General features: G+C 35.8%; 17 protein-coding genes and 1 tRNA gene. 3 read left to right on the forward strand and 15 right to left on the reverse strand.

Annotated elements, in window-relative coordinates; all coding sequences use genetic code 11:
• Both serS and WC747_02940 read right to left on the reverse strand, forming a co-directional pair.
• Positions 1-1,233, reverse strand: coding sequence for a serine--tRNA ligase (gene serS / locus WC747_02935; GenBank protein MFA5998944.1), 1,233 nt, complete (start codon positions 1,231-1,233; stop codon positions 1-3).
• 145 nt (positions 1,234-1,378) lie between these two features.
• Positions 1,379-1,663: an HU family DNA-binding protein gene (locus WC747_02940; protein MFA5998945.1), complete on the reverse strand. Its 285-nt coding sequence runs from the start codon at positions 1,661-1,663 to the stop codon at positions 1,379-1,381.
• A 154-nt stretch (positions 1,664-1,817) separates the two neighbouring features.
• On the opposite strand from WC747_02940, the gene WC747_02945 reads away from it, so the two are divergent.
• The gene (locus WC747_02945; GenBank protein ID MFA5998946.1) at positions 1,818-2,639 is read left to right on the forward strand and encodes a TatD family hydrolase; all 822 of its coding nucleotides are present in this window, start codon (positions 1,818-1,820) and stop codon (positions 2,637-2,639) included.
• 103 nt (positions 2,640-2,742) lie between these two features.
• Here the strand turns inward: WC747_02945 and WC747_02950 are convergent, their stop codons facing one another.
• Genes WC747_02950 through WC747_02965 form a run of 4 tightly spaced genes read right to left on the reverse strand, consistent with a single transcriptional unit; the run spans position 2,743 to position 7,976 of the window.
• Positions 2,743-3,780, reverse strand: a complete 1,038-nt coding sequence (locus tag WC747_02950) for a hypothetical protein (protein MFA5998947.1) — start codon at positions 3,778-3,780, stop codon at positions 2,743-2,745.
• 12 nt (positions 3,781-3,792) lie between these two features.
• Positions 3,793-4,929, reverse strand: a complete 1,137-nt coding sequence (locus tag WC747_02955) for a helicase-related protein (protein ID MFA5998948.1) — start codon at positions 4,927-4,929, stop codon at positions 3,793-3,795.
• A gap of 5 nt (positions 4,930-4,934) precedes the next feature.
• Positions 4,935-7,184 carry a zinc-ribbon domain-containing protein gene (locus tag WC747_02960; protein MFA5998949.1) on the reverse strand — a complete coding sequence of 750 codons (2,250 nt, stop codon included), beginning with the start codon at positions 7,182-7,184 and terminating at the stop codon, positions 4,935-4,937.
• A 27-nt stretch (positions 7,185-7,211) separates the two neighbouring features.
• Positions 7,212-7,976 carry a zinc-ribbon domain-containing protein gene (locus WC747_02965; protein ID MFA5998950.1) on the reverse strand — a complete coding sequence of 255 codons (765 nt, stop codon included), beginning with the start codon at positions 7,974-7,976 and terminating at the stop codon, positions 7,212-7,214.
• Between the two features lie 197 nt (positions 7,977-8,173).
• Here WC747_02965 and WC747_02970 point away from each other — a divergent pair, with 197 nt between their 5' ends.
• Positions 8,174-9,568: a sodium/proline symporter gene (locus tag WC747_02970; GenBank protein MFA5998951.1), complete on the forward strand. Its 1,395-nt coding sequence runs from the start codon at positions 8,174-8,176 to the stop codon at positions 9,566-9,568.
• On the opposite strand, the gene WC747_02975 is transcribed toward WC747_02970, so the two are convergent.
• The 7 genes from WC747_02975 to WC747_03005 all read right to left on the reverse strand — a co-directional run bounded on the left by WC747_02975 (position 9,569) and on the right by WC747_03005 (position 15,124).
• The gene (locus tag WC747_02975) at positions 9,569-10,033 is read right to left on the reverse strand and encodes a metal-dependent hydrolase (GenBank protein ID MFA5998952.1); all 465 of its coding nucleotides are present in this window, start codon (positions 10,031-10,033) and stop codon (positions 9,569-9,571) included.
• Between the two features lie 20 nt (positions 10,034-10,053).
• Complete coding sequence (locus WC747_02980) at positions 10,054-11,700, reverse strand: SpoIID/LytB domain-containing protein (GenBank protein MFA5998953.1); 1,647 nt, start codon at positions 11,698-11,700, stop codon at positions 10,054-10,056.
• A gap of 52 nt (positions 11,701-11,752) precedes the next feature.
• Positions 11,753-12,280, reverse strand: coding sequence for a ribonuclease HI family protein (locus tag WC747_02985; GenBank protein ID MFA5998954.1), 528 nt, complete (start codon positions 12,278-12,280; stop codon positions 11,753-11,755).
• A 17-nt stretch (positions 12,281-12,297) separates the two neighbouring features.
• Complete coding sequence (locus tag WC747_02990) at positions 12,298-13,005, reverse strand: hypothetical protein (GenBank protein MFA5998955.1); 708 nt, start codon at positions 13,003-13,005, stop codon at positions 12,298-12,300.
• A 54-nt stretch (positions 13,006-13,059) separates the two neighbouring features.
• Positions 13,060-13,136: transfer RNA gene (locus WC747_02995), tRNA-Ile, on the reverse strand.
• 75 nt (positions 13,137-13,211) lie between these two features.
• Positions 13,212-14,216 (reverse strand): glyceraldehyde 3-phosphate dehydrogenase NAD-binding domain-containing protein, encoded by a 1,005-nt coding sequence (locus tag WC747_03000; GenBank protein MFA5998956.1) that lies wholly within the window; start codon positions 14,214-14,216, stop codon positions 13,212-13,214.
• A gap of 29 nt (positions 14,217-14,245) precedes the next feature.
• Positions 14,246-15,124, reverse strand: coding sequence for a TIM barrel protein (locus WC747_03005; GenBank protein MFA5998957.1), 879 nt, complete (start codon positions 15,122-15,124; stop codon positions 14,246-14,248).
• Positions 15,125-15,295: 171 nt separating this feature from the next.
• Between WC747_03005 and WC747_03010 the strand changes: the two genes are divergently transcribed.
• The gene (locus tag WC747_03010) at positions 15,296-18,010 is read left to right on the forward strand and encodes an SMC family ATPase (protein ID MFA5998958.1); all 2,715 of its coding nucleotides are present in this window, start codon (positions 15,296-15,298) and stop codon (positions 18,008-18,010) included.
• A 243-nt stretch (positions 18,011-18,253) separates the two neighbouring features.
• Here the strand turns inward: WC747_03010 and WC747_03015 are convergent, their stop codons facing one another.
• Positions 18,254-18,805: a hypothetical protein gene (locus WC747_03015; protein MFA5998959.1), complete on the reverse strand. Its 552-nt coding sequence runs from the start codon at positions 18,803-18,805 to the stop codon at positions 18,254-18,256.
• Positions 18,806-18,858: 53 nt separating this feature from the next.
• The gene (locus WC747_03020; GenBank protein MFA5998960.1) at positions 18,859-19,806 is read right to left on the reverse strand and encodes a hypothetical protein; all 948 of its coding nucleotides are present in this window, start codon (positions 19,804-19,806) and stop codon (positions 18,859-18,861) included.
• Position 19,807 lies beyond the last annotated feature (1 nt).

Here is a 19,807-nt window from a genome sequence, read left to right on the forward strand (position 1 = left end):
CTACCATCCTTGCTGCAATAAACACTCAGGTAATTTGATTGATCCATCTTTTTGTTGATAGGTTTCCATAAGCGCTACCATCAAACGAGGAAGAGCCAGTGAAGATGCGTTTAATGTATGTGCGTATTCTGTTTTACCACCAACTTGGTCACGATAGCGAATTTTTGCACGACGTGATTGAAAATCGGTGCAGTTACTTGCTGATGACACTTCGTAGTAGCTGCCTTGACCAGGCATCCATACTTCAAGATCATACGTCATAGCAGCCTGGAAAGAACAATCTTGCGCAGCAAGGAGCATCACACGATAGTGGAGCCCAAGCTGTTTTAAAATATCTTCACCACACGCAATCATGCGTTCAAGTTCATCGTAAGAATTTTCAGGCTTCGTAAAAGAAACTAATTCGACTTTTTCGAATTGATGAATGCGAATTAAACCACGCTCTGCAGAACCGTATGTTCCAGCTTCACGACGGAAACAGCTGGTCCATGATGTTAAACGCTTTGGCAAATCGTTTGGTTCAAAAATATTGTCACGATAGTAATTTAACAAACTTACTTCTGATGTCGGAATAAGATATAAATCTTCGTTTTCAATTTTATAAACACCATCAGCAAATTTTGGCAATTGACCTGATGCTTCAAGTGATTTTGTGTTAACTAAATAAGGAGGTAGAATTGGTTCAAAGCCATGCTTAACGTTATTTTGCATCATCAAGCGAGTCAATGCGTACATTAATTTAACAGCGTCGCCTTTGTACAAAGCAAAGTTAGAGCCAGCAATTTTTGCAGCTGTAGAAAAATCAAACCAACCAAGATCATTTCCTAAAGTCACGTGATCTTTTGGAGTAAAATCAAAATCTGCTTTAGATCCTATGGTACGAACTTCTTTATTTTGAAGTTTGCCGCCAACGGGAACTATTTCATGCATAATATTTGGGCAAGCAAGATAGAGTTCTGAAAAATCTTTTTCCAGGCTTGTAAGCACTTGCTCTTGCTCTTTTAGCTGTTTTCCAATTTCAATAGAACGCTGACGAACTTCTGGAGAAACAGCTCCGGTAATATTTTTAGCAAGATCATTTTTTTCTTTTCTGAGCAGTTCGACTTCTTGGGAAAGTTGTCGAAATTGAATATCTAAAGATATCAGCAAAGAAATGTTGAAAGAAGGATCTTTTTTTAAAACTTCTTGTGTAAACTGCTGTGGATTTTTTCGAAGTTCTGCTAAATCAATCACGTAAAGACTCCAAATAATAGAAATGTTTGATGGGTTTAATATGAAATTTCAACAAAAGAATAAGGTCGAACAGAAAACTGTGCGACCTTACAATGGATAACTATTTTGCAAGGCGAAATAAATTCAATCTAACCTTACTACCTTATTAAAATTGAACTTTGCGCACTACTTCACGTAGGTTTTTGCCAGCTTTAAATTTAGGTACAGTTACGCTCGGAATGTTGATTTTTTGTTTTGTTGCTGGATTGATTCCTTTGCGAGCTGAACGCTCTGAAATCCAGAAGCTTCCGAAGCCTGTGATTGATACTTTTTCACCTTTTTTTAGACATCGTTCGATAACACGAACTAATGAGTCTAAAACACGAGCAATATCTTTTTTGCTAAAGGTCGTTTCTTCGCTTAAAGCGTCGATTAATTTGGTCTTGTTCATAAGGTCTCCTTACACGTACATATAATGGAACACTGCTTATCTGCTAAACTTTGATAGTTTCTGTAAACTAGAGTAAATTTATTTAGCTGTTTGTCAAATAATTCTACACAGAACCTTAAATGAACCTTAAAATTTTTAATTAAAGAGGCTTTCTATGCTAATTGAAACACACTGCCACATGAACCTTATGTTCCGTGATTTTTCAAAAAATGATCAATTTAAACCTTTAACACCTCAAGAAATAGAAGTTTGCAAAAATATTTTGGACCAAGCCAAAGACAATCAAGTTGAAATTGTTATCAACGTTGGCACCAATTTAGTTGAAAGTTTACTGTGCATTGAAATTGCAAAACATTTCGAAAATTGCTTTGCAACTATTGGGCTTCATCCAAATGATGCAGATGAAGTTTGGCCGCTCACCATTCAAAAATTTAAACATTTACTTGTGCAAAAAAAAGATTTAAAAATTGTTGGTATTGGTGAATGTGGTATTGATAAACATTATCCAGATTACGATCTTGAGCGTCAGCAAGACGTTTTTCACGAGCAAATACAACTCGCTCTGGAAAACAATCTTGCTTTAATTGTTCATAGCCGTGACGCAGACCAAGAAACATATCAAGTACTTGCGCAGTATAAAAATGAACCAAATCTTAAAGGCACGATTCATTGTTTTTCATCAGATGAAAACTACGCCCAAAAATATATCGATTTAGGTTTTGTCTTGGGAGTTGGTGGCACCGTTACCTATCCTAAAAATAAAATTTTACGAGATGTCGCAAAATCGATTCCTCTTGAGAAAATTATTTTTGAAACAGATGCGCCATTTTTGCCACCACAAATTATTCGCGGAAAACCAAATACACCCGCTCAGATTAAAACCATTGCAGAGTTTGTGGCTGAGCTACGAAACGAACCTTTAGAAAAAGTTATGGAAGTCACAGCGCAAACAACCAAGAATTTATTTGGATTGTAAAATTTATGTAAGCAATCTTTTTTGAAGAGTAACAGCTGATTAAAGAGTAGCGACTGGCTTTTAAATTATTTTCTACTCTTCAAAAAGCTTTATTTTCGACTCTTCAAAAAGCTTTATCTTCCCCCTCTTCGTCCTCGTGCTCGACCCGGGGACCCAATGAAGTTTTTGTTGAATTAAAAACTTCATGTATAGATACGGACACTGTTTGATATGTTTCACAATCAACTATTATCACTTTGCCATCACAAGATGCAAGCTTAAAATAATCCGAATAAAATAACTGTTGATTACTAACTTTCAGAATTCCAGCTGCATAATAATCTAATCGTTCTCGTATCTCTTCTTTATTTTTGTCGCCCGTAATCACAATTACTGGATAATTACCATTCTCTACTCGAGCTCCATAAACAAAGAATGGCGCTAATTCTGAATCAACAAAATCATCTTCTATACGAAGAAGTCTTCCCTTATTCTGTTTACTTTTCACAGATTTGAGAAATTCGCGGTCTTGATCAAGGCTATATTTCAACTCTGTCATAAAAGGAAGCATTTCATGTCGCAAAAGCTCCACAGAATTGTATGCTTTTAGCAAAATTGAAAAAATATCACCTATGTTAATAACTGAACTTTGTTTAGCTTTTGAATTAATAAGAGATGTTGAATACCTAATAACAGAGTCAGCAACCAGACTTTTTATAAAATAGTCATATGCTTGTTGATCATTTGCAAGATTAGATGCCATCGCAAGAACATCTTCCTGAAAACTTTGAAATTCTGGAGCAAATGGACAAACATGCAATATATCAATAGTCAAATTATACAAACAAGATTGAGGAAGTTTTTGTCTAAATTGTTTATTAAAAAAATCATCAAAAAATGTTATATATTCTGCCAAAGTAATAATTTGATTAAACAGTTCCACTTGTTTCTTAACAATTAATTCTTTATGGCCTCGGACAATTTTATTTCGCAATTGCCCTTCATGAATTATTTCTAAAAATAACTTATCCGTAAGTAAAAAATCAAAAATTTCATACTTCTCTATTTTTTTCAATATGAATGTTATCATCGGCGGATTAAACGAACCATTATCTTTTCTCAAATTTTTTATTATTGAGTTATCTAAAAAACCAAGTGCCACGCTCACCCCTTTTTAATTTAAAATTTCTTTATAATTCATACTATCAAGCATAGCATCATTCATTTTTCTTGATGATTTCATAGCTACAATAATTGTAAAATCCCCTTTCTGTTCCGTGCTTCTTATGTCAAAACCTAAACGATATAGCAAATCTTTAAACTGGTTTATATCTACAATTCTTGACGTTGGTTCCGCGATCCACAAATGACCGTCCAATTTTAAGCAACGATTTGCTTCTTTGAGATAATCGACGTAATTCGTTCCCATTAACGATAAAGAAAAAACAGCAGCATCTAACGTTGCACCTGATAATGGCACATTGGATATATCACAAGGGATGACGTTGTCATTGATGGCTATATGATCGAATGAGTAAATTTTATTAATAACTTTTTGAGCCAGTAAAGCTTCTCCGCACCCAAAATCGCCAACCGTCCAATGTGGCCGTTTTGTAATCCATCTAACCGCTTCTTCGTAAGGAATCACTTCCCATTTCTTTCTTACTTCACGATATGCCTCATGATATTTATGTAAATCCTGTGGGTTTTCCATAAACCGCTGATGAGTCTGCTCACTTGTTTGTGCATTAATCCGTTGATTCATTCTTGTAAAATTACTAATTCTTCTTAAAGCTACCTGCTCAATATCACTCGACAAAACAGACATGTTTTTGGAACGTTCTATTTCATAAACGATTCCTTGCTTTGCTTGATCAAGCCATTTCATGCAATCATTATATGCCTGCGCAAAACTTCTTAGCTGACCCTCTGGGATTATTCCATCAACTGCAGCATCAGCTATGCCTTTTTTAAACTCAATTCGCTTCCAGCGAGTTTCACACCATGACCAACGAACTCCATTAATTTCAGCAAAGGTAAGAGGGATAATAACATCAATAAATTTTTCTTTTTGCCCCGGTCTGTAAATTCTTCCAAAAAGTTGTCGATATTCTGCGCTAGTCCAGGGTAAACAATTTATAATGATTCTAGAGCACACATTTTGCAGTTTATTTATTCCCGTACCAATACAACTCGATGCAATCAAAATATCTGCATCACCTTCAACAAATTGTTTTAATCCATCCTTAGTTTCGCCATTGAACAACACAACCTTTTCCCAACCATCTTGCCGTATTGCATCTAACAACATCTGTTCTATCCCACTAGCTCGATAATGCGTATAAACGATGGTCTTCGTTTCAGATTCTTAAGAATAAACGGCAGCTTTGCTTTCGTAAGGACAGCTTCAAGCTCAATGACAGGCATGCCCTTTCTTATTTCAAGAAGAAAGGCGCTGCAATCAACAGGCTCCAATGTCAAATTAAATTGGATATCATAATTTGGCATATAACGAATGCCATATCGTACAAACTTTGCATATAGGTCTACACAATTAGAAAAAGTTGCTTTTGTATCTAGGTCATCATGAATTTCACCTGTTATTAATTCAATAAGCGTTCTGCCTTCAAGCAAATTATTGATAACAGGAGTAGCAGACATACCAAGAACTGATAAATTTAAATTTCTCTGAGAAAGCGTTGATAAAAAGCTCCATATCACCCTTTTTCTTTTTGAAGTAATCTTTTCATGGCGTTGCTTCGTATAGTGAATTTCATCAATAACAATAAAATCAATTGAATAACGATCGACCAATTGCTTCACTTTTTCTTCTGAATTTCGTTGCTGAAAAAAATCATAATTCATAATTAAATAAGCATGCAAAACATTTTTTGGCATATGTACAAGAGACTCATGAGTGTAGATCATACTGTCTGGATATGCAGCCTGAATATCTTCTTTCCAAGTTTCGATTACATTGTTCGGACAAAGAATCACTGTCAATTTTGCCTCAATCACTCGACTAGCCAAGATTGCTGATAATGTTTTCCCAGCACCAGTACCAGACCAATTACCAAATCGTTTTTTAGCTTTTATTTGATCAGCAATATAACGCTGCATAAGATTTGGCTGATAATCAGTTCGACTATACCCAGCAGGGATTTCAAGACTTTTTGCTCCACGATACGCTTCAGAAAACATTTTAGTAACTTGTTTTGGATACTCTTCTTCACTTGCATATTGATCAAGTTGCTCCAAAGCTTTTTTCTCATCATAAAAAGCATGGCACCAAATTTTTCCAGCTTGACTCTTAATAAAAAAATCAATCGTCTCTGCATCAGCACTAGCCAAGAACTTAGATTGGCCACTCAAAGAAGCAAGAATATCTTTTGTTTCAACAATAGGTAAATTCTTCGCTGATGTTGCAACATCTAGTTCACTGATAACTTTCAGATTATCAGGATCATCTATCGTTGTATTTTGTGAATTTGTTATCAATTCATCAAATTTTACTGGATCATTTACCGCAAGTTCAAGCTCTTCAAATGGGATTTTGCCTGCAATAAAATTTTTAATAAACGATTCACTTTTGCCCTGAGCCTTTAACACTCCAGTATGCCGTAACAATTTATAACACTCTGCTGGTCCTAATGTTTGCACATAAGGCAAAAGAGACAATATAAATGCTCGAATTTTTTCAACCGTCCAACCCGAAATACAATGCGAACAACCAGCATTGCGTTTCGTTCTGTTATACGGCGAAGCTTTCCACACATGAGTCAAATCCTTTTGGCATTGCCAATATAATGGATTAGCACTACCGGGAGAAACATCCTTTGCAAGTAATAGGCCATTCATACTAGGATGTAATTCAGCCGCAACTTCCGGATAAGATACTAGTAAATTGTATGACTCAGAAACCTTATTTCCACTACAAAATGGACACCCTGTACCATTTGATCTATGACTAATAACAACTGACCACTTATGTTGTTTATTTATTTTGCAAATCCAAAAAACAGATTTATTTGAAAAAGGAGCATAATCATAAGGAGTTTTTAAATTAAGCTCCTGATCCCATTCTTCTACAAGATTTGGAAACAGACCGCCAAAAGACTTTTCCTTAATTATTTTATCACCCCTATTGACACAAATAGGGCACCCGTTTCCTTTGATACGATTATCTGTTGTAGATTCCCAACTATGGGTAGAATCAATAACACATGTCCAATAATATTTATTTTGTGATGATGAAAAAATAGTATCTGGAGTATGTGGTACATTTTTTATTAGATCAAACTCTTCTGCCAATTTGGGAAACTTAAAACCAAATGAACGCTCCTTAACTAATTTTTTTCCAGAACAGTAAGGACAACCACTATCATAATAAGTTCTATGACAAATTTTAGTTAAATATCTATGACCCTTATCACAAATCCAATTAACTCTCTTGTTGCTACCAGCCGTAAATTGATCTGGCGTTTTCCCATCATTGTTTTCAAAATCCCATTGCACTGCTACTGCAGGATGAGTTTCTGGTAAAAATTTTTTATCTTTTATATTCATATTTGCCCTAAAACCCCAGTGCTAATTTTAACAACCTAAAGCTGATTCGTTTTCATTGTTTTTATTTGTTCTAGAACCTCCAGAACACACAGGACAACCGAATCCAAGAGCTCTGCTCCTAATCATAGCCAACCATTCATGATTTTGCTTACACTTCCACCAAACTTTTTTATTGCTTCCTGCCATTACATCTGATGGCTTCAAGCTCAAATTTTGTACATCATTCCATTCATCTATTAAGTGAGGATGAGTTGCGGCGAAAGAGTTTGAAGGAGCAAGTTTTTGCCGAGCACAATAGGGACAATTGCGATTATTGTTCGATCTAGCAGCAACACTAGCTATCCAAGCATGATCAGTATTGTTTTTACACTGCCACCATACCCTTCTCTGACTTGCTATTGCAACATCATCTGGCGTTAAATCATTATTAAAAACTGAATGCCATTCCGATAATAAAATTTCATTAGAACTTGCAAAAGAACGTAGAGAACGCTGTGATACATAATTATTTTCCTTTTCAAACTTAATTGTTAAACCTAAAGCTCTAACAATATTTATAAAGCTAATTAATGTTGGATTACCATGAGGAGACAATATTTTTTGCAAGGCCTGACGTTCTATTGCGCTAGATTCTGCGAGCCTTGTTAAGCCACCTTGAGCTAGGCCAACATTTCGCATTTCAAGCAAAAGATCCCCTAAAGGAAATTGTTCTGCCATTACACTATCAAGCAAAACATTTAATGAATTAACGGCTATCTTTATATCTTGTAACGATCTAATTGTATAAGACATATTTTACTCCTCCACAGAAACGAACAATAATTTTATGAATGCAACAATATCACGACCAATAACCCTTGTCAAACAATTCTGCAGGCGTAAAGATCAACCTGTAGATTGCAGATGCTCACTTAAAAATCAGACAAACTTTCAACAATGACAATCTTTTGATAGACTGAAAAACATGTTTCATTTTGAAAAGGAATTTTATGTTTGATGCCATGTTTGCAGCATTTTGTCTTTATTTTTCCATTCTTTTAGGAATTGGAATTTATTTTTATAGAAAAACGCAGAGCGCTGCAGAATTTTCTTCAGGAAATCGATCTTTAAATTATTGGCTCACAGCAATCACTGCGCAAGCAAGTGATATGAGTGACTGGCTTTTTATGGGATTTCCAGGACTCATCTATGTTGTTGGACTTTCTGGCGCATGGTTCGCATTCGGCCTTGCAGCTTTTATGTTTTTAACATGGACCTTTATTGCTCCAGCAATTCGCAGACAAACAGAGCAATACAACGTTATGTCGCTTTCATCGTTTTTTGAAAAAAAATTAAACGATCAAAGCAAACTTATCAAAATTGTTAGTGGATTTCTCTCTCTTTATTTTTTCACATTTTATATTGCTGCAGGAGTGGTCGGACTCGGACGAGTCTTTGAAACTATTTTCGAAGTGCCTTACCATCAAGGAATATTTTTAGGTTTAGGCTTATCGCTCATTTACACGCTGCTTGGCGGCCTTCTAGCTGTAGCATGGAGCAATCTACTTCAAGGAACTTTTCTGCTTACATGCATCATGTTTGTTCCGCTGTATGCTATCAACGTCAAGCTTGGTGGCTTTGCACAACTGAACAACTCTTTGCATTTATTTGGTCCGCAGTATTTTTCATTGTGGCCAACTGGCGGCGTCATGGCTGTCATACTTTCAATTTTACGATGGGGTCCTGGATATTTTGGCCAACCGCACATTTTAATTAACTTCATGGGTATCAATGACCCAAAAAATCTCTTTAAAGCAAAAATTGTTGGCTGCACCTGGCAAATTTTAGCACTCAGCTCTGCTGTTTTAGTCGGTATCGTTGGTAAGGCAATGTTATTTCCAACGCTTACAAGTCCACAACTTGTCTTTATCGTTATGGTTAAACAGCTTTTCACGCCGTTTATAGCAGGATTTATTTTATGCTCAGTGCTTGCTGCAACTGTATCAACGATTAATATTCAATCTTTAATTTGTGCATCACTGATTTCGCAAGATCTTTATTTTCCACTCTTTAACCCAAATGGAACAGAAAAGCAGCGCATGCTATTTACCCGATTGGCATTATTTATCATCCCAACACTTTCACTTCTGATTGCATGGAATGAAACATTTACGGTGTTGGATTTAGTTCTGTATGCTTGGGCTGGACTTGGATCAACCTTTGGTCCTATTGTTATTTTAAGTCTGTATTCAAACAGCTTAACGCGCAACGGAGCTCTTGCTGGACTTTTAGCTGGTGGATTTACCGCAGCCTTCTGGCCAATTAATGGCGTGATTCCAACGTTGGTAGCAGGTTATTTGGTTAACTTTTCAGTTGCGTTGTTGTTTTCAAAAATTAGAAAATAATTATGAAAAGTATCGTTTCAATCGAGAGACAGTACGATCTAAGACCACATGAGAGACTGATCCTGCAAAGAAAAACCAGCAGTTGTTGATCATGACTTGTTCGTAGCTACCACACATTGATTTCACGCACAACGTTGCGCCAAACGCAATAGCGAGCAGAAACCAAATGTGATGGAAGATGCCACGATGTCGAACGAGAATTGGAATAATTCCTAAGAAACTCACGGTGACAAATAGACAGTATCTTTGCACAGCTACAAGATAGATTAAAAAGAAAAGCAAAAGAGTATAAAATACCTTTTGCCCTTTGCTCTTGACGTCAATATCTGGAAACAAAGCTCCGAGTAAACAAAAAACTAATCCTTGAAAAATCGTATGAATTGATGGCTCAACGTGCTTGATAACGTGTAAAATTCCTAAATAAGTGAGCAGGCCACCGACTAAATGAACTCTATAACTTGGCATACGTTTCCTTACCTTTGGTCTTACCTTTGATACGCTAATTTCATCAACTTAGTACCTGGATAATAAAATTGCAAAACTTGTTCAAAACTCCATTGCTCATTTTTTACCAGACTACAAGCACCCCACTGGCATAAGCCTTTATGGTGCCCAAAACCTCGACCTTTAATCGTATATCGTTTGTTTGCGTGATGAATATCAAAGCAATAACTTTTCATTTCTGGAAACATTGATTTCCATTTTTTTTCTGTGATTGTTATTTTTTTTACGTTTGTAGAAATCACTATAGTTTTTACAAGTCCAGCTCGATCTTTTTTCTGAACCGTTATATCAACAATTTTTGTAACCCTAGGGAACTCTTTTTGAATTCGTTTTAATACTTGATCATATGAAAAATCATTATGCCAATTGAAACATTTATAATCTCTACAGAATGTGCACGGATATTTTCGAGCAAGATAAGAAACTCGCTTATGGTTTGGATCATCAATATCTCCAGGAACAACTCCACCACAGCAAATATCATATTGTGTTAGTGCCGGTTTTCCATCATACGAAACAAATAAATCTTTTGTTTCCTCAATTGCTTGTTTTAATTTCTTACTATTAAAATGACCCTTGTATGTTTGATGCCTATTATCATTTCCAATGTGGTACGGTCTATTAACTTTTTGGGCTTGAAGCACGTGATAGATCAAATACGTTCTGCTTGCAATGGCAAAAACTTTATTCATTTCATGAGGCCAGGTCTGACTGCCTTCGTAAAACAACACAGACCAAAGATAATCATCAATGTCTAAACTATTGATCAAATAAAAAGTCTGCTTTTCTTGGAAAATTGCAAATGAACCTAAATAGCTATTTCCTGCGAAAGTTATTTGGCCTACATTTTCTTTCAAAAACTGTTGTAAAATTTTACGAGGTAAAGCAGGAACAAATTCATAGAGTAGCTTTTGTAGTACCGCATGCAGCTCCGTTAAGAAAAAGTCATAACGATATTTTTTATCTTTTTCTAATTTTTTTCTATCTTGCTGCGTTAATTGCTTTTCTGCCAAACTTTCTAAAAAAAAGATTTTCGCTTTTTCTTGAAAAAATTGCTGCGCATATTCAGATAATTTTGGCAGTTCAATTGAATGATTACCATCAATAGTTTGCAAAAAATCTTGTAAAAAAACATGCACGACTTCTTTTGCATATAGATCTAGGACATCATAGCTATCAGGCTTTAATGATCCATTTTTAGCTACTATTTCATCAAACAACGAGTACAATGGCTCTGCAAACACATCAAGGTCTTGTCGATACGTTTCAAGCCAACATGACACATACGATTTGAGCGCCATGTGGTGAGCAGTTGAAAGCATTGGTGAAATATACAGTAATTTTTGAGTTATCGATTTTCCGTTTAAAAGAAGAACGCCGCCCTGACTTGTAATCGTCAAATTATGAGACTTGCATTCATAGCCAAGCGAAAGAGCAATATGCTCAGATAAAATGAATCCTTGATTGCACGATAATTCAATGGGGCTAAATTTAAGATCTTCTATGCTATTTTTTTGAAGTAGTACTTTTACATCAAATGCTTGAGCTGTTGTAAAAAATAACAACATTGTTATGGCTATACGTTTAGCTATGGCATCACAAACAATGCTCATTATTTTCTTACTCACTGCGATCTCCAAATAAAAATTGATTATTTTAAAACGATTAATATCAGTCGCTTTAAAAAATTTCATGTTGACTTAATATATCAAGAAATCGTTTTGGTAAAGGAACTTTTTTATCAATTCCTCGATTTGCCAGCAAATCTGCACGGACATTGTACTCTCGATAAACATGGCAAAAAATTACGGAATATCCTCGTAACATTTCATCGACAAGAAGCTGCATTTTTTTCAGCAATGGATCACGAATTTTATACATTTTATTCATTTGACGCACTAATAATTGAGAATCAGAATAAATCGTTAGATGCTCATTTTTATCCACAAATTCATGAACAAAATGCAGTCCGACGAGTAAAGCTAAATACTCGGCTTGATTATTGGTGCATTTTCCTAAGAAAAATCCTTGCTCGCATACCGTTTCATCCAAACGGGTCAAACAAAATCCTGCACCAGAAGGTCCAGGATTGTTGCGCGATGCACCATCGATATGCATTTTCCATGCTTTAGGCTTCAAAGACTCACAAGCTGCAGGATTTACAAACTCAGATTCTTGTGAGAAAAAAGTCAGTTGTTTATTATTCATAAATCCAACACTAATAATTATTTCTTTTCTTCGCAATATAAAAAACGATAACAATCTTTACACTGCAATAATTCATGCTGGCGTAAAGCTTGCAAATCTCTTGATGAAATTAAAGAAAAACAAGCGCCACAAGAGTCTTGGGTAACTTGAACAACTGGATCTTTTACACGACCACGCATGTTTTCATACACGTCAACCCATTCTGCAGGTACCTGGCTAAGTAGCGTGCTGCGTTCTTTTTGTATATTTTCGATTTGCCGTGAAACATCACTAAGCGCTGCTTTTTCTGTATTAATTTGAGCGTTAATTTCAGCAATATCTGACTCGGATTTGATCTGCAAAGAAGCATATTCTTTCTCAGCAGTTTCCAGCTTATTGATATGCTGAATCATTTTTTGCTCTTGGGCATTACGCTCAATTTTAAGATATTCTAACTCTTTGCTAGCGGCTTCAAGTTCTTTAGTTGAAGCTACAGACTCAACAACTTCCAGCTGATGTTTTTCTTTGTCTTGCAAATCTTTAACTTGTAATTCTTGAGCATCGAGTTGCTTTTTCACATCTCGTTTTTTTGAAGAATTATGTTCAAGTTGTTTTTGAAGCGTTGTAAGTTGATTATTCAAATTTTGAATTGTTGTTTCAACAATTTTTGATTTTTTTTCTAACTCAGTAAAATTTTGATCGAAGGTTACGAGATCGATAAAACTTTGAAACTTTTGATTATTCATATTTTCCTTCACCGAAGAATACAGAAAGTTTTCAAGAGAAATTTTGATACTTTTTGGTGGGCCCACCAGGACTCGAACCTGAGACCTTTCGGTTATGAGCCGACTGCTCTAACCAACTGAGCTATGGGCCCCCAACAGTGCTAACGTTAAAGTAAGCACATTAAATAATAGTGCATTTTTCAATTATTGTGAAGTGAAGAAATTGTTTATCCATGTTTTAATAAAAAATCTTTAATGCGATGGCTGTATCCAGACTCATTATCAAACCATCCAAACACTTTTCCCATACCGCCTGAAACTGACGTTAAAGACTGATCAATCGTTACAGAGAAAGGACTATTCATATAATCCATAGACACAAGTGGCTCAGTTGAAGTGTCTAAAATTCCTTGCATGTTGCCATCACGCACTTTTTCAAACGCATCATTGATTGCTTCAATGGTCATAGGTTTGTTTGAAGTAAATGCAACATCCAAGAGCGAAACTTTTGCCACAGGAACTCGAGTGCTTTGCCCCATGATCGGACCTGTATATTTTGGATAAATATCATGCATATGACATGGTTCAGTAAGTTCAATAGGAATAATGTTAAGAGCCGCAGCACGCGACCGGCGTAAATCACTCGATTCAACATCCATTAAAACTTGTCGATTGGTGTAAGAATGAATCACGTTGGTTATCACAGACTGAACCGCAAACTTTTCATTCAAGACTTTAACGATAGGAAATAATGCATTGGCCGTGCAGCTTGCTAGCGAAACGATTTTATGTTTTTCTTCTTCATAAATTCCATCGTTAACGCCAAGCACTATCGTTACATCTGGCTTTTGAGCAAGGGCTGTAATAATGACGTGCTTTGCTCCAGATTTTAAATGTTTTTCTGCATCTTTTCGATCAGTAAATTTTCCAGATGCATCAACAACCCAATCCACTCGCAGAGCAGCCCAATCAATGTCAGAAGGATCAAGCTGAGAAAGTAACGGAATTTGAAAATTTTGAAATGTTAACATGCCGTCTTGATACGAAACTTGTTTTGGAAATGTGCCCATAAAAGAATCGTGCTTAAATAAATGAGCGACCCATTCTTTTTTTGCTGGACCGACATTAATAGCAACTATTTGCATATGAGCTTGTGCGTGCTCATCTTCAAGATAAGCTCTTAAAAAAGATCGACCAATTCTTCCAAAACCATTTATAGCTACTTTCAACATACCCTTGCTCCTTTTTTTATTTCAAGATTTTATATATCCCAAGACCTCACTCGTTTTATAATTTCAGCATCTTGGCCCTCGCCGCATGAGGATGGCAATTCCATAATTATGGGAACATCTTTACATATTTCATGACGAATAAACCATGCTAAACTTTTCTGCCCCATCACTCCGTCGCCAGGAATTCCATGTTTATCTATGTAAGATCCACACAGCTCAGATGTATCATTAACATGAAGTAAAGCAATTTGTTTACTGCCGAAAACATCTTGCAGCAATTTAAAAAAATCTTCTCGTTTATATTCACTGACTACATCATAACCAAATACAAATGCGTGAGCAGTGTCGATACAAAATTGTACACGTTCTTTATTTTCGACATGATCAAGAAGTAAACCAAAATCGGTTATGTCGCCACCAAAATTACGTCCAGCGTGTGGACTATTTTCAAGCAGTAAATTAATGTCGGGCACCTGATGCATCAATTCATTAACGGCTTCTGCTACATATAAAACCTGTTCTTTTTTTTCTAAGCGAGCTCGAGTAGCTCCGACATGAATCACGATGCCATCACTATGCAAATTGTAAGCAATTTCAGCTTCTTTACAAAGCGATATAAATTCCTTACTGCCCACTTGAACTAGGCTGGACCAGTAAGCTGCATGAACATAATATAAGAAATTTAAACGTTCTTTTTGTTTCATAAATTCACGAACAATTTTATGAGAAAATGATGCATACTTACCAGATTCGGTAAGTAAAAAACTTTGAGCTACCGATACATTCAAACGCTCTACGGTACTAACTACGTCAAGTAATCCTTGCTGTAATCGAACATGAACACCAATCGGTCGATTTGTTTTGAATTCAGGCGAATTAATTTCTATGGAATTACTATTGTTTTTCACTAATCTTTTACTCTTTAAAAAAAATTATTTTGCATAATTCATTGTTACACATCTTGTTACATATTATACTTTGGCTATTTTTTTGACTATACTTTTGATGTTGCAAAAATTAGTTCAAGCGTATCATAATCACAGGGCAAAAACTATGCCTCTTTTTTACTGAAAACTCTTATGATCCCACACCAACTTCAACTCAAAAATTTCTTAAGCTATGGACCAGAACTTCAAATTGTTGATTTTTCTAACTATCACCTTATCTGTTTAACAGGAAAAAATGGCCATGGCAAATCTGCACTTCTTGAAGCAATAACATGGGCAATCTGGGGTCAAGCAAGAAAATCTTCTGGCAACAGTAAAGCTGATGCTGGCCTTTTGCATCTTGGTCAAAACCATATGATGGTTATTTTAGAATTTGAAGTGAATGGACAACTCTACCGCGTACGCCGTGAATATCTACAAACCAAATCAAAACCTTTTGCATCACTCGATTTTGGTATCAAACAACCTGATGGAAAATTAATTGCGCTTACCGATAAAACGATTAAAGATACGCAAGAAAAAATAGAACGAACTATTGGCATTACGTATGAATCTTTTACGAACTCAACATTTTTGCGCCAAGGCCAATCAAATGAGTTTTCAAAAAAATCGCCTAAAGAGCGAAAAGATATTTTGGCACAAATTTTGCAGCTTCAAAAGTTTGACGATCAAAAAAGAATTGCCCTTTTGTATGCTAAAAAACTACATCAAGAATATGCAGGAAAATGCAGTATCCAACAACGAATTGACCTTGAGCTTCAAACTTTAGCACCTGTTGCAGAGCTCTATCAAATCGTAACAAACAACCTTCTAGAAATTGATCTTAAAAAGAAGCAGATTGAAAGTTCAATGTCAGTACTTGTTGAAAAAAAACAAATAGTTCTGCAAAAAATCAAAGAAGTAGAATTGTTCCGATCGCAAAAAAATAGTTTAGCTCAAAATTTGCACGCAACAAAAACAGAGATCGACCACCTTGCAGAGCCATGGCACAAGGCTCAACAAAGCCTTATGAGATCAACTGACCGTAAAGGCCTAGAGCAAGAAGCACATCTTCTACAAGAAGGTCTTTGCGCATTTCAACAATCATTTCAAACAAAATTAATGCTCAAAGAAGAGTATCTTTCTCTTAAAGAAAAATTAACTAATTTGATAAGCACAACAGAAAAAGAATTTGAAAAGACTGAGCAAGATCTCCGCCTTCTTGCTAGCAAGCAAGACGAAGGCCTCAGACAAACCTTACGCCAAAAATCTATAGAGCAGGCTCACGTTAAAAATCTTACAACAGAACTTCAGCGCTTTGAGGTTGAGCATAACCACTTACAGCAAACCATTGAGCGCAATCAATCTGAAATAGCACATTACCGAGCAACTGAAGAGCTTTTTGAACAAAACAAATCGTTGTACCAAAGCCTGTGCGCACAAGGTACGTATCTCAAACAACATGTAACAAAAATCACACAAGACCTTGAAAAAAAATCATCTCTGGACTGTCCAACGTGTCCTTTGTGCGATCAAAGTCTTACGCCACAACTTCAGCACGCACTGCAGGAAAAATTAGTAATCGAATCATCACAAACTCAAACTTTATTGATTGATTTAAAGCAGCAAGCAACGACCTTAAAAGCTGAGCTTTCAAAGCAACACGTTCAACTTCAAGATCTTAAAAAACAACATGAACTCATCATGAATCTTTCAACGCAAGCAACGCAGCAAACTAAGCAACATGAAAAATTAGTTTCACAAAAACTAGACCAAGAAAAAAAAGTTCAAGAACTTGAAAAAGAAGAACATGATCTTGCTGCTCAATGCGCTCAAACAAAAAACTTGCTCGATAAGCTTTACGAAAAACGCCAGCAAGCGCTACAAGGATCAGATATTGTAACGTTTCAAAAAAAGCTGCAATCAATTGAAGATGAAGGAAAAAAATTATCCTACAACCCAATTGAACATAAAAATATCGAACAAAAACTTCTTTTGATTAGAAAAGACTTAGAATCAAACAGCGTAGACAGCGATAAAATTACTCTTCAAACTGAAAAAAAAGCACAACTTTTTGAATTGTTTAAACGAGCTCAAGCGATTACAGATCAGATTGAACTGCTAGAAGAAACGTTAAAAACATATCAACAGCTTGACCTGCAAAAAGCAGAAATTTCACAGCAAGAGTACGAGCTTGAACAAAACAAATCACTGCTTGACCATCAACACCGAACTTTTTTAATCGAAAAGGGATCATTGGAACAAAAGCAACAAAAACAGATTGCTTTAGACAAAGAGCTACTCGAACTGGTCAAACATATCAAATTGGTCCAACAGGAAATGATGGATTACCAAGAAATTGCAAAAGCCTTGGGCAAAGATGGAATACAAGCGCTTTTAATTGAACAAGCGATTCCAGAAATTGAACATGAAACAAATCAAGTTCTTGCTCGTTTAACCAATAATCAAACGCAAATCTTTATTGAATCTTTGCGAGATTTGAAAAAAGGTGGCTCTCGCGAAACGCTTGATATTAAAATTTCGGATCAATTTGGTTTGCGAGATTATGAACTTTTTTCAGGAGGAGAAGCTTTTCGTATCGATTTTGCACTCCGTATCGGTATTTCAAAGTTGCTTGCACGTCGAGCTGGCACGACACTTCAAACTATTTTTATCGATGAAGGATTTGGTTCGCAAGATGAAGAAGGCCTGCAACTGATCATGGATAACATTCATAAAATTCAAGATGACTTTGCAAAAATTATTATCGTATCTCACTTGCCAGAAATGAAAGAACAGTTCCCTGTTCAGTTTATGGTTGAGAAAAAACGATCAGGCAGCATGATATCTGTGGTGCATCAGGGATAAAAATACTTTAAAAAACAGATACCCCTCGATACAAAATCGCAAGCGATTTCACTCGGGGCGAACGACGAAAAAGAATAATTCATAAAAACGCCGTTCGTCTCGAGTGTTTTGCTTTAGCAAAATGTATCGAGAGATAGGCCTTATAAAAATTAGTTCATAAAACCTAATAAAAAAATGAGGACGAATAAGAATTATCTTCTCATCGTCCTATATTTTTTTAAATACTAAATTGTAAAATCTATCTTATCTTTTTTGACCTTTTGCTTGTTGCTTCGCTGTATCTGCTTGATCCCTTGCTGCTCGAGCTGCATTTTCTGCTGCCCAAACAAGACGTTTTTGGAGTTCTATTTCTTGGCGAATTCTTTTTTCTTGAAGATATGCTACAGAATTAAACAATTCATTATGCAACTGTACCATTTTATCGATCAAGATTGGGTCACATGGCACCACATATTGATGACGCAAAAAATATGACGCACTACTTAATTGTTGAATTGCATCAGATACTGGATAAAGTGAATTATATTCACAAACTTTTATTGCTAACTTAGTAAGATCTTGCTCATTTGTAGAAAAATTCCATGAAGCCATAATTGGAGTATAATAAGCAATGAGACGATTTGCTTTTACATCAGTAGGCTCTTGAGTTGCCCAATAATATATAGCTCCAACAATTACAACACCTGCTACTACAGCAGCGGCAACCATAGGCGTTGAATCATTATATTGCGCCTTAACCGTATTTGTTCCAAAAGCAGAACTAAAGGTAAGAATTAACATTAATTTTTTAAACATAAAAATCTTTCATTTTTTACAAATTTTACATTGAACGATAATCATCCTGAGCGTTAGTGTATTTCATGACACTTTGAACACAAACGAGGAGCAACTGGACGCTTATTTTTTGCGACTACATTTAAATTTTTAGCAGCTTGAGTAGTTACAGCTACCTGTTTCGGAACTTGAACATTTTGTATTGGAGCTTGAACATTCGGAACTTGTTCAGCCTTCACTTCTTGCTCAACTGGAGTAGCTTCTTGAACAACTAAAGCAGTTTTACGAAAAGGATTCAATTTTGAAAAGTAACCATTTTTGTAAGCTTTATATGTTGCATACGAAAGACCAGCAACCGCTGCTACTGCAGCAGTTGTAGCTACTTTACCATCGTGCGGAAAGTAACCAAATCTAGAATTTATTGGAGCTACTGAAGTTTGAGTTTCAAGATCAGAAGCAACTACTTCTTGATCTGCGCAAGCTGATGAATCTTCAGAATTAGCAATATGATTAACGGCCGCTGTACCTGCAAATAATGTAACAAGTGGAGCAAAAACTTTAGCGAAAGCTTTTTCCCAACCATATTTGTTACCGTAAAATCTTACAGCACTGTCACCTGTGCGTTTAACTGAACGTATATATTCTGGTATAATTACGCCAGAATTTGCTGATCCAGCTGCAGCATTTGCAATTTTTGCTTGAGCAACTTGAGCAGCTTGTACTTTAAATGGCAGATGCGATGTAGTCACCAAAGCCCTAGGATATATCTTTTCTAACTGCGCTGGAGTAAACACAATATGTTTTCCCGATCTCGCAATCCACTGATTTTTACCTTTATTACACTTAAGATATTTAAGTGGATATGGACCAAATACTCTTGGACGTCCTATAGCCCTTGGAAGAGAAGAACTCATTGCCCTTAATGCAACAAATTGTTGCGCAGCCAAAGTAGGTACTACTGATGGTATTACAGAACCAGTTGTCATAATAGACAAGCCGATTAACATTAATTTATTTTTCATA

Source organism: Candidatus Babeliales bacterium (assembly GCA_041660205.1).
In the GTDB taxonomy this organism is placed as follows: domain Bacteria; phylum Babelota; class Babeliae; order Babelales; family Chromulinivoraceae; genus JACPFN01.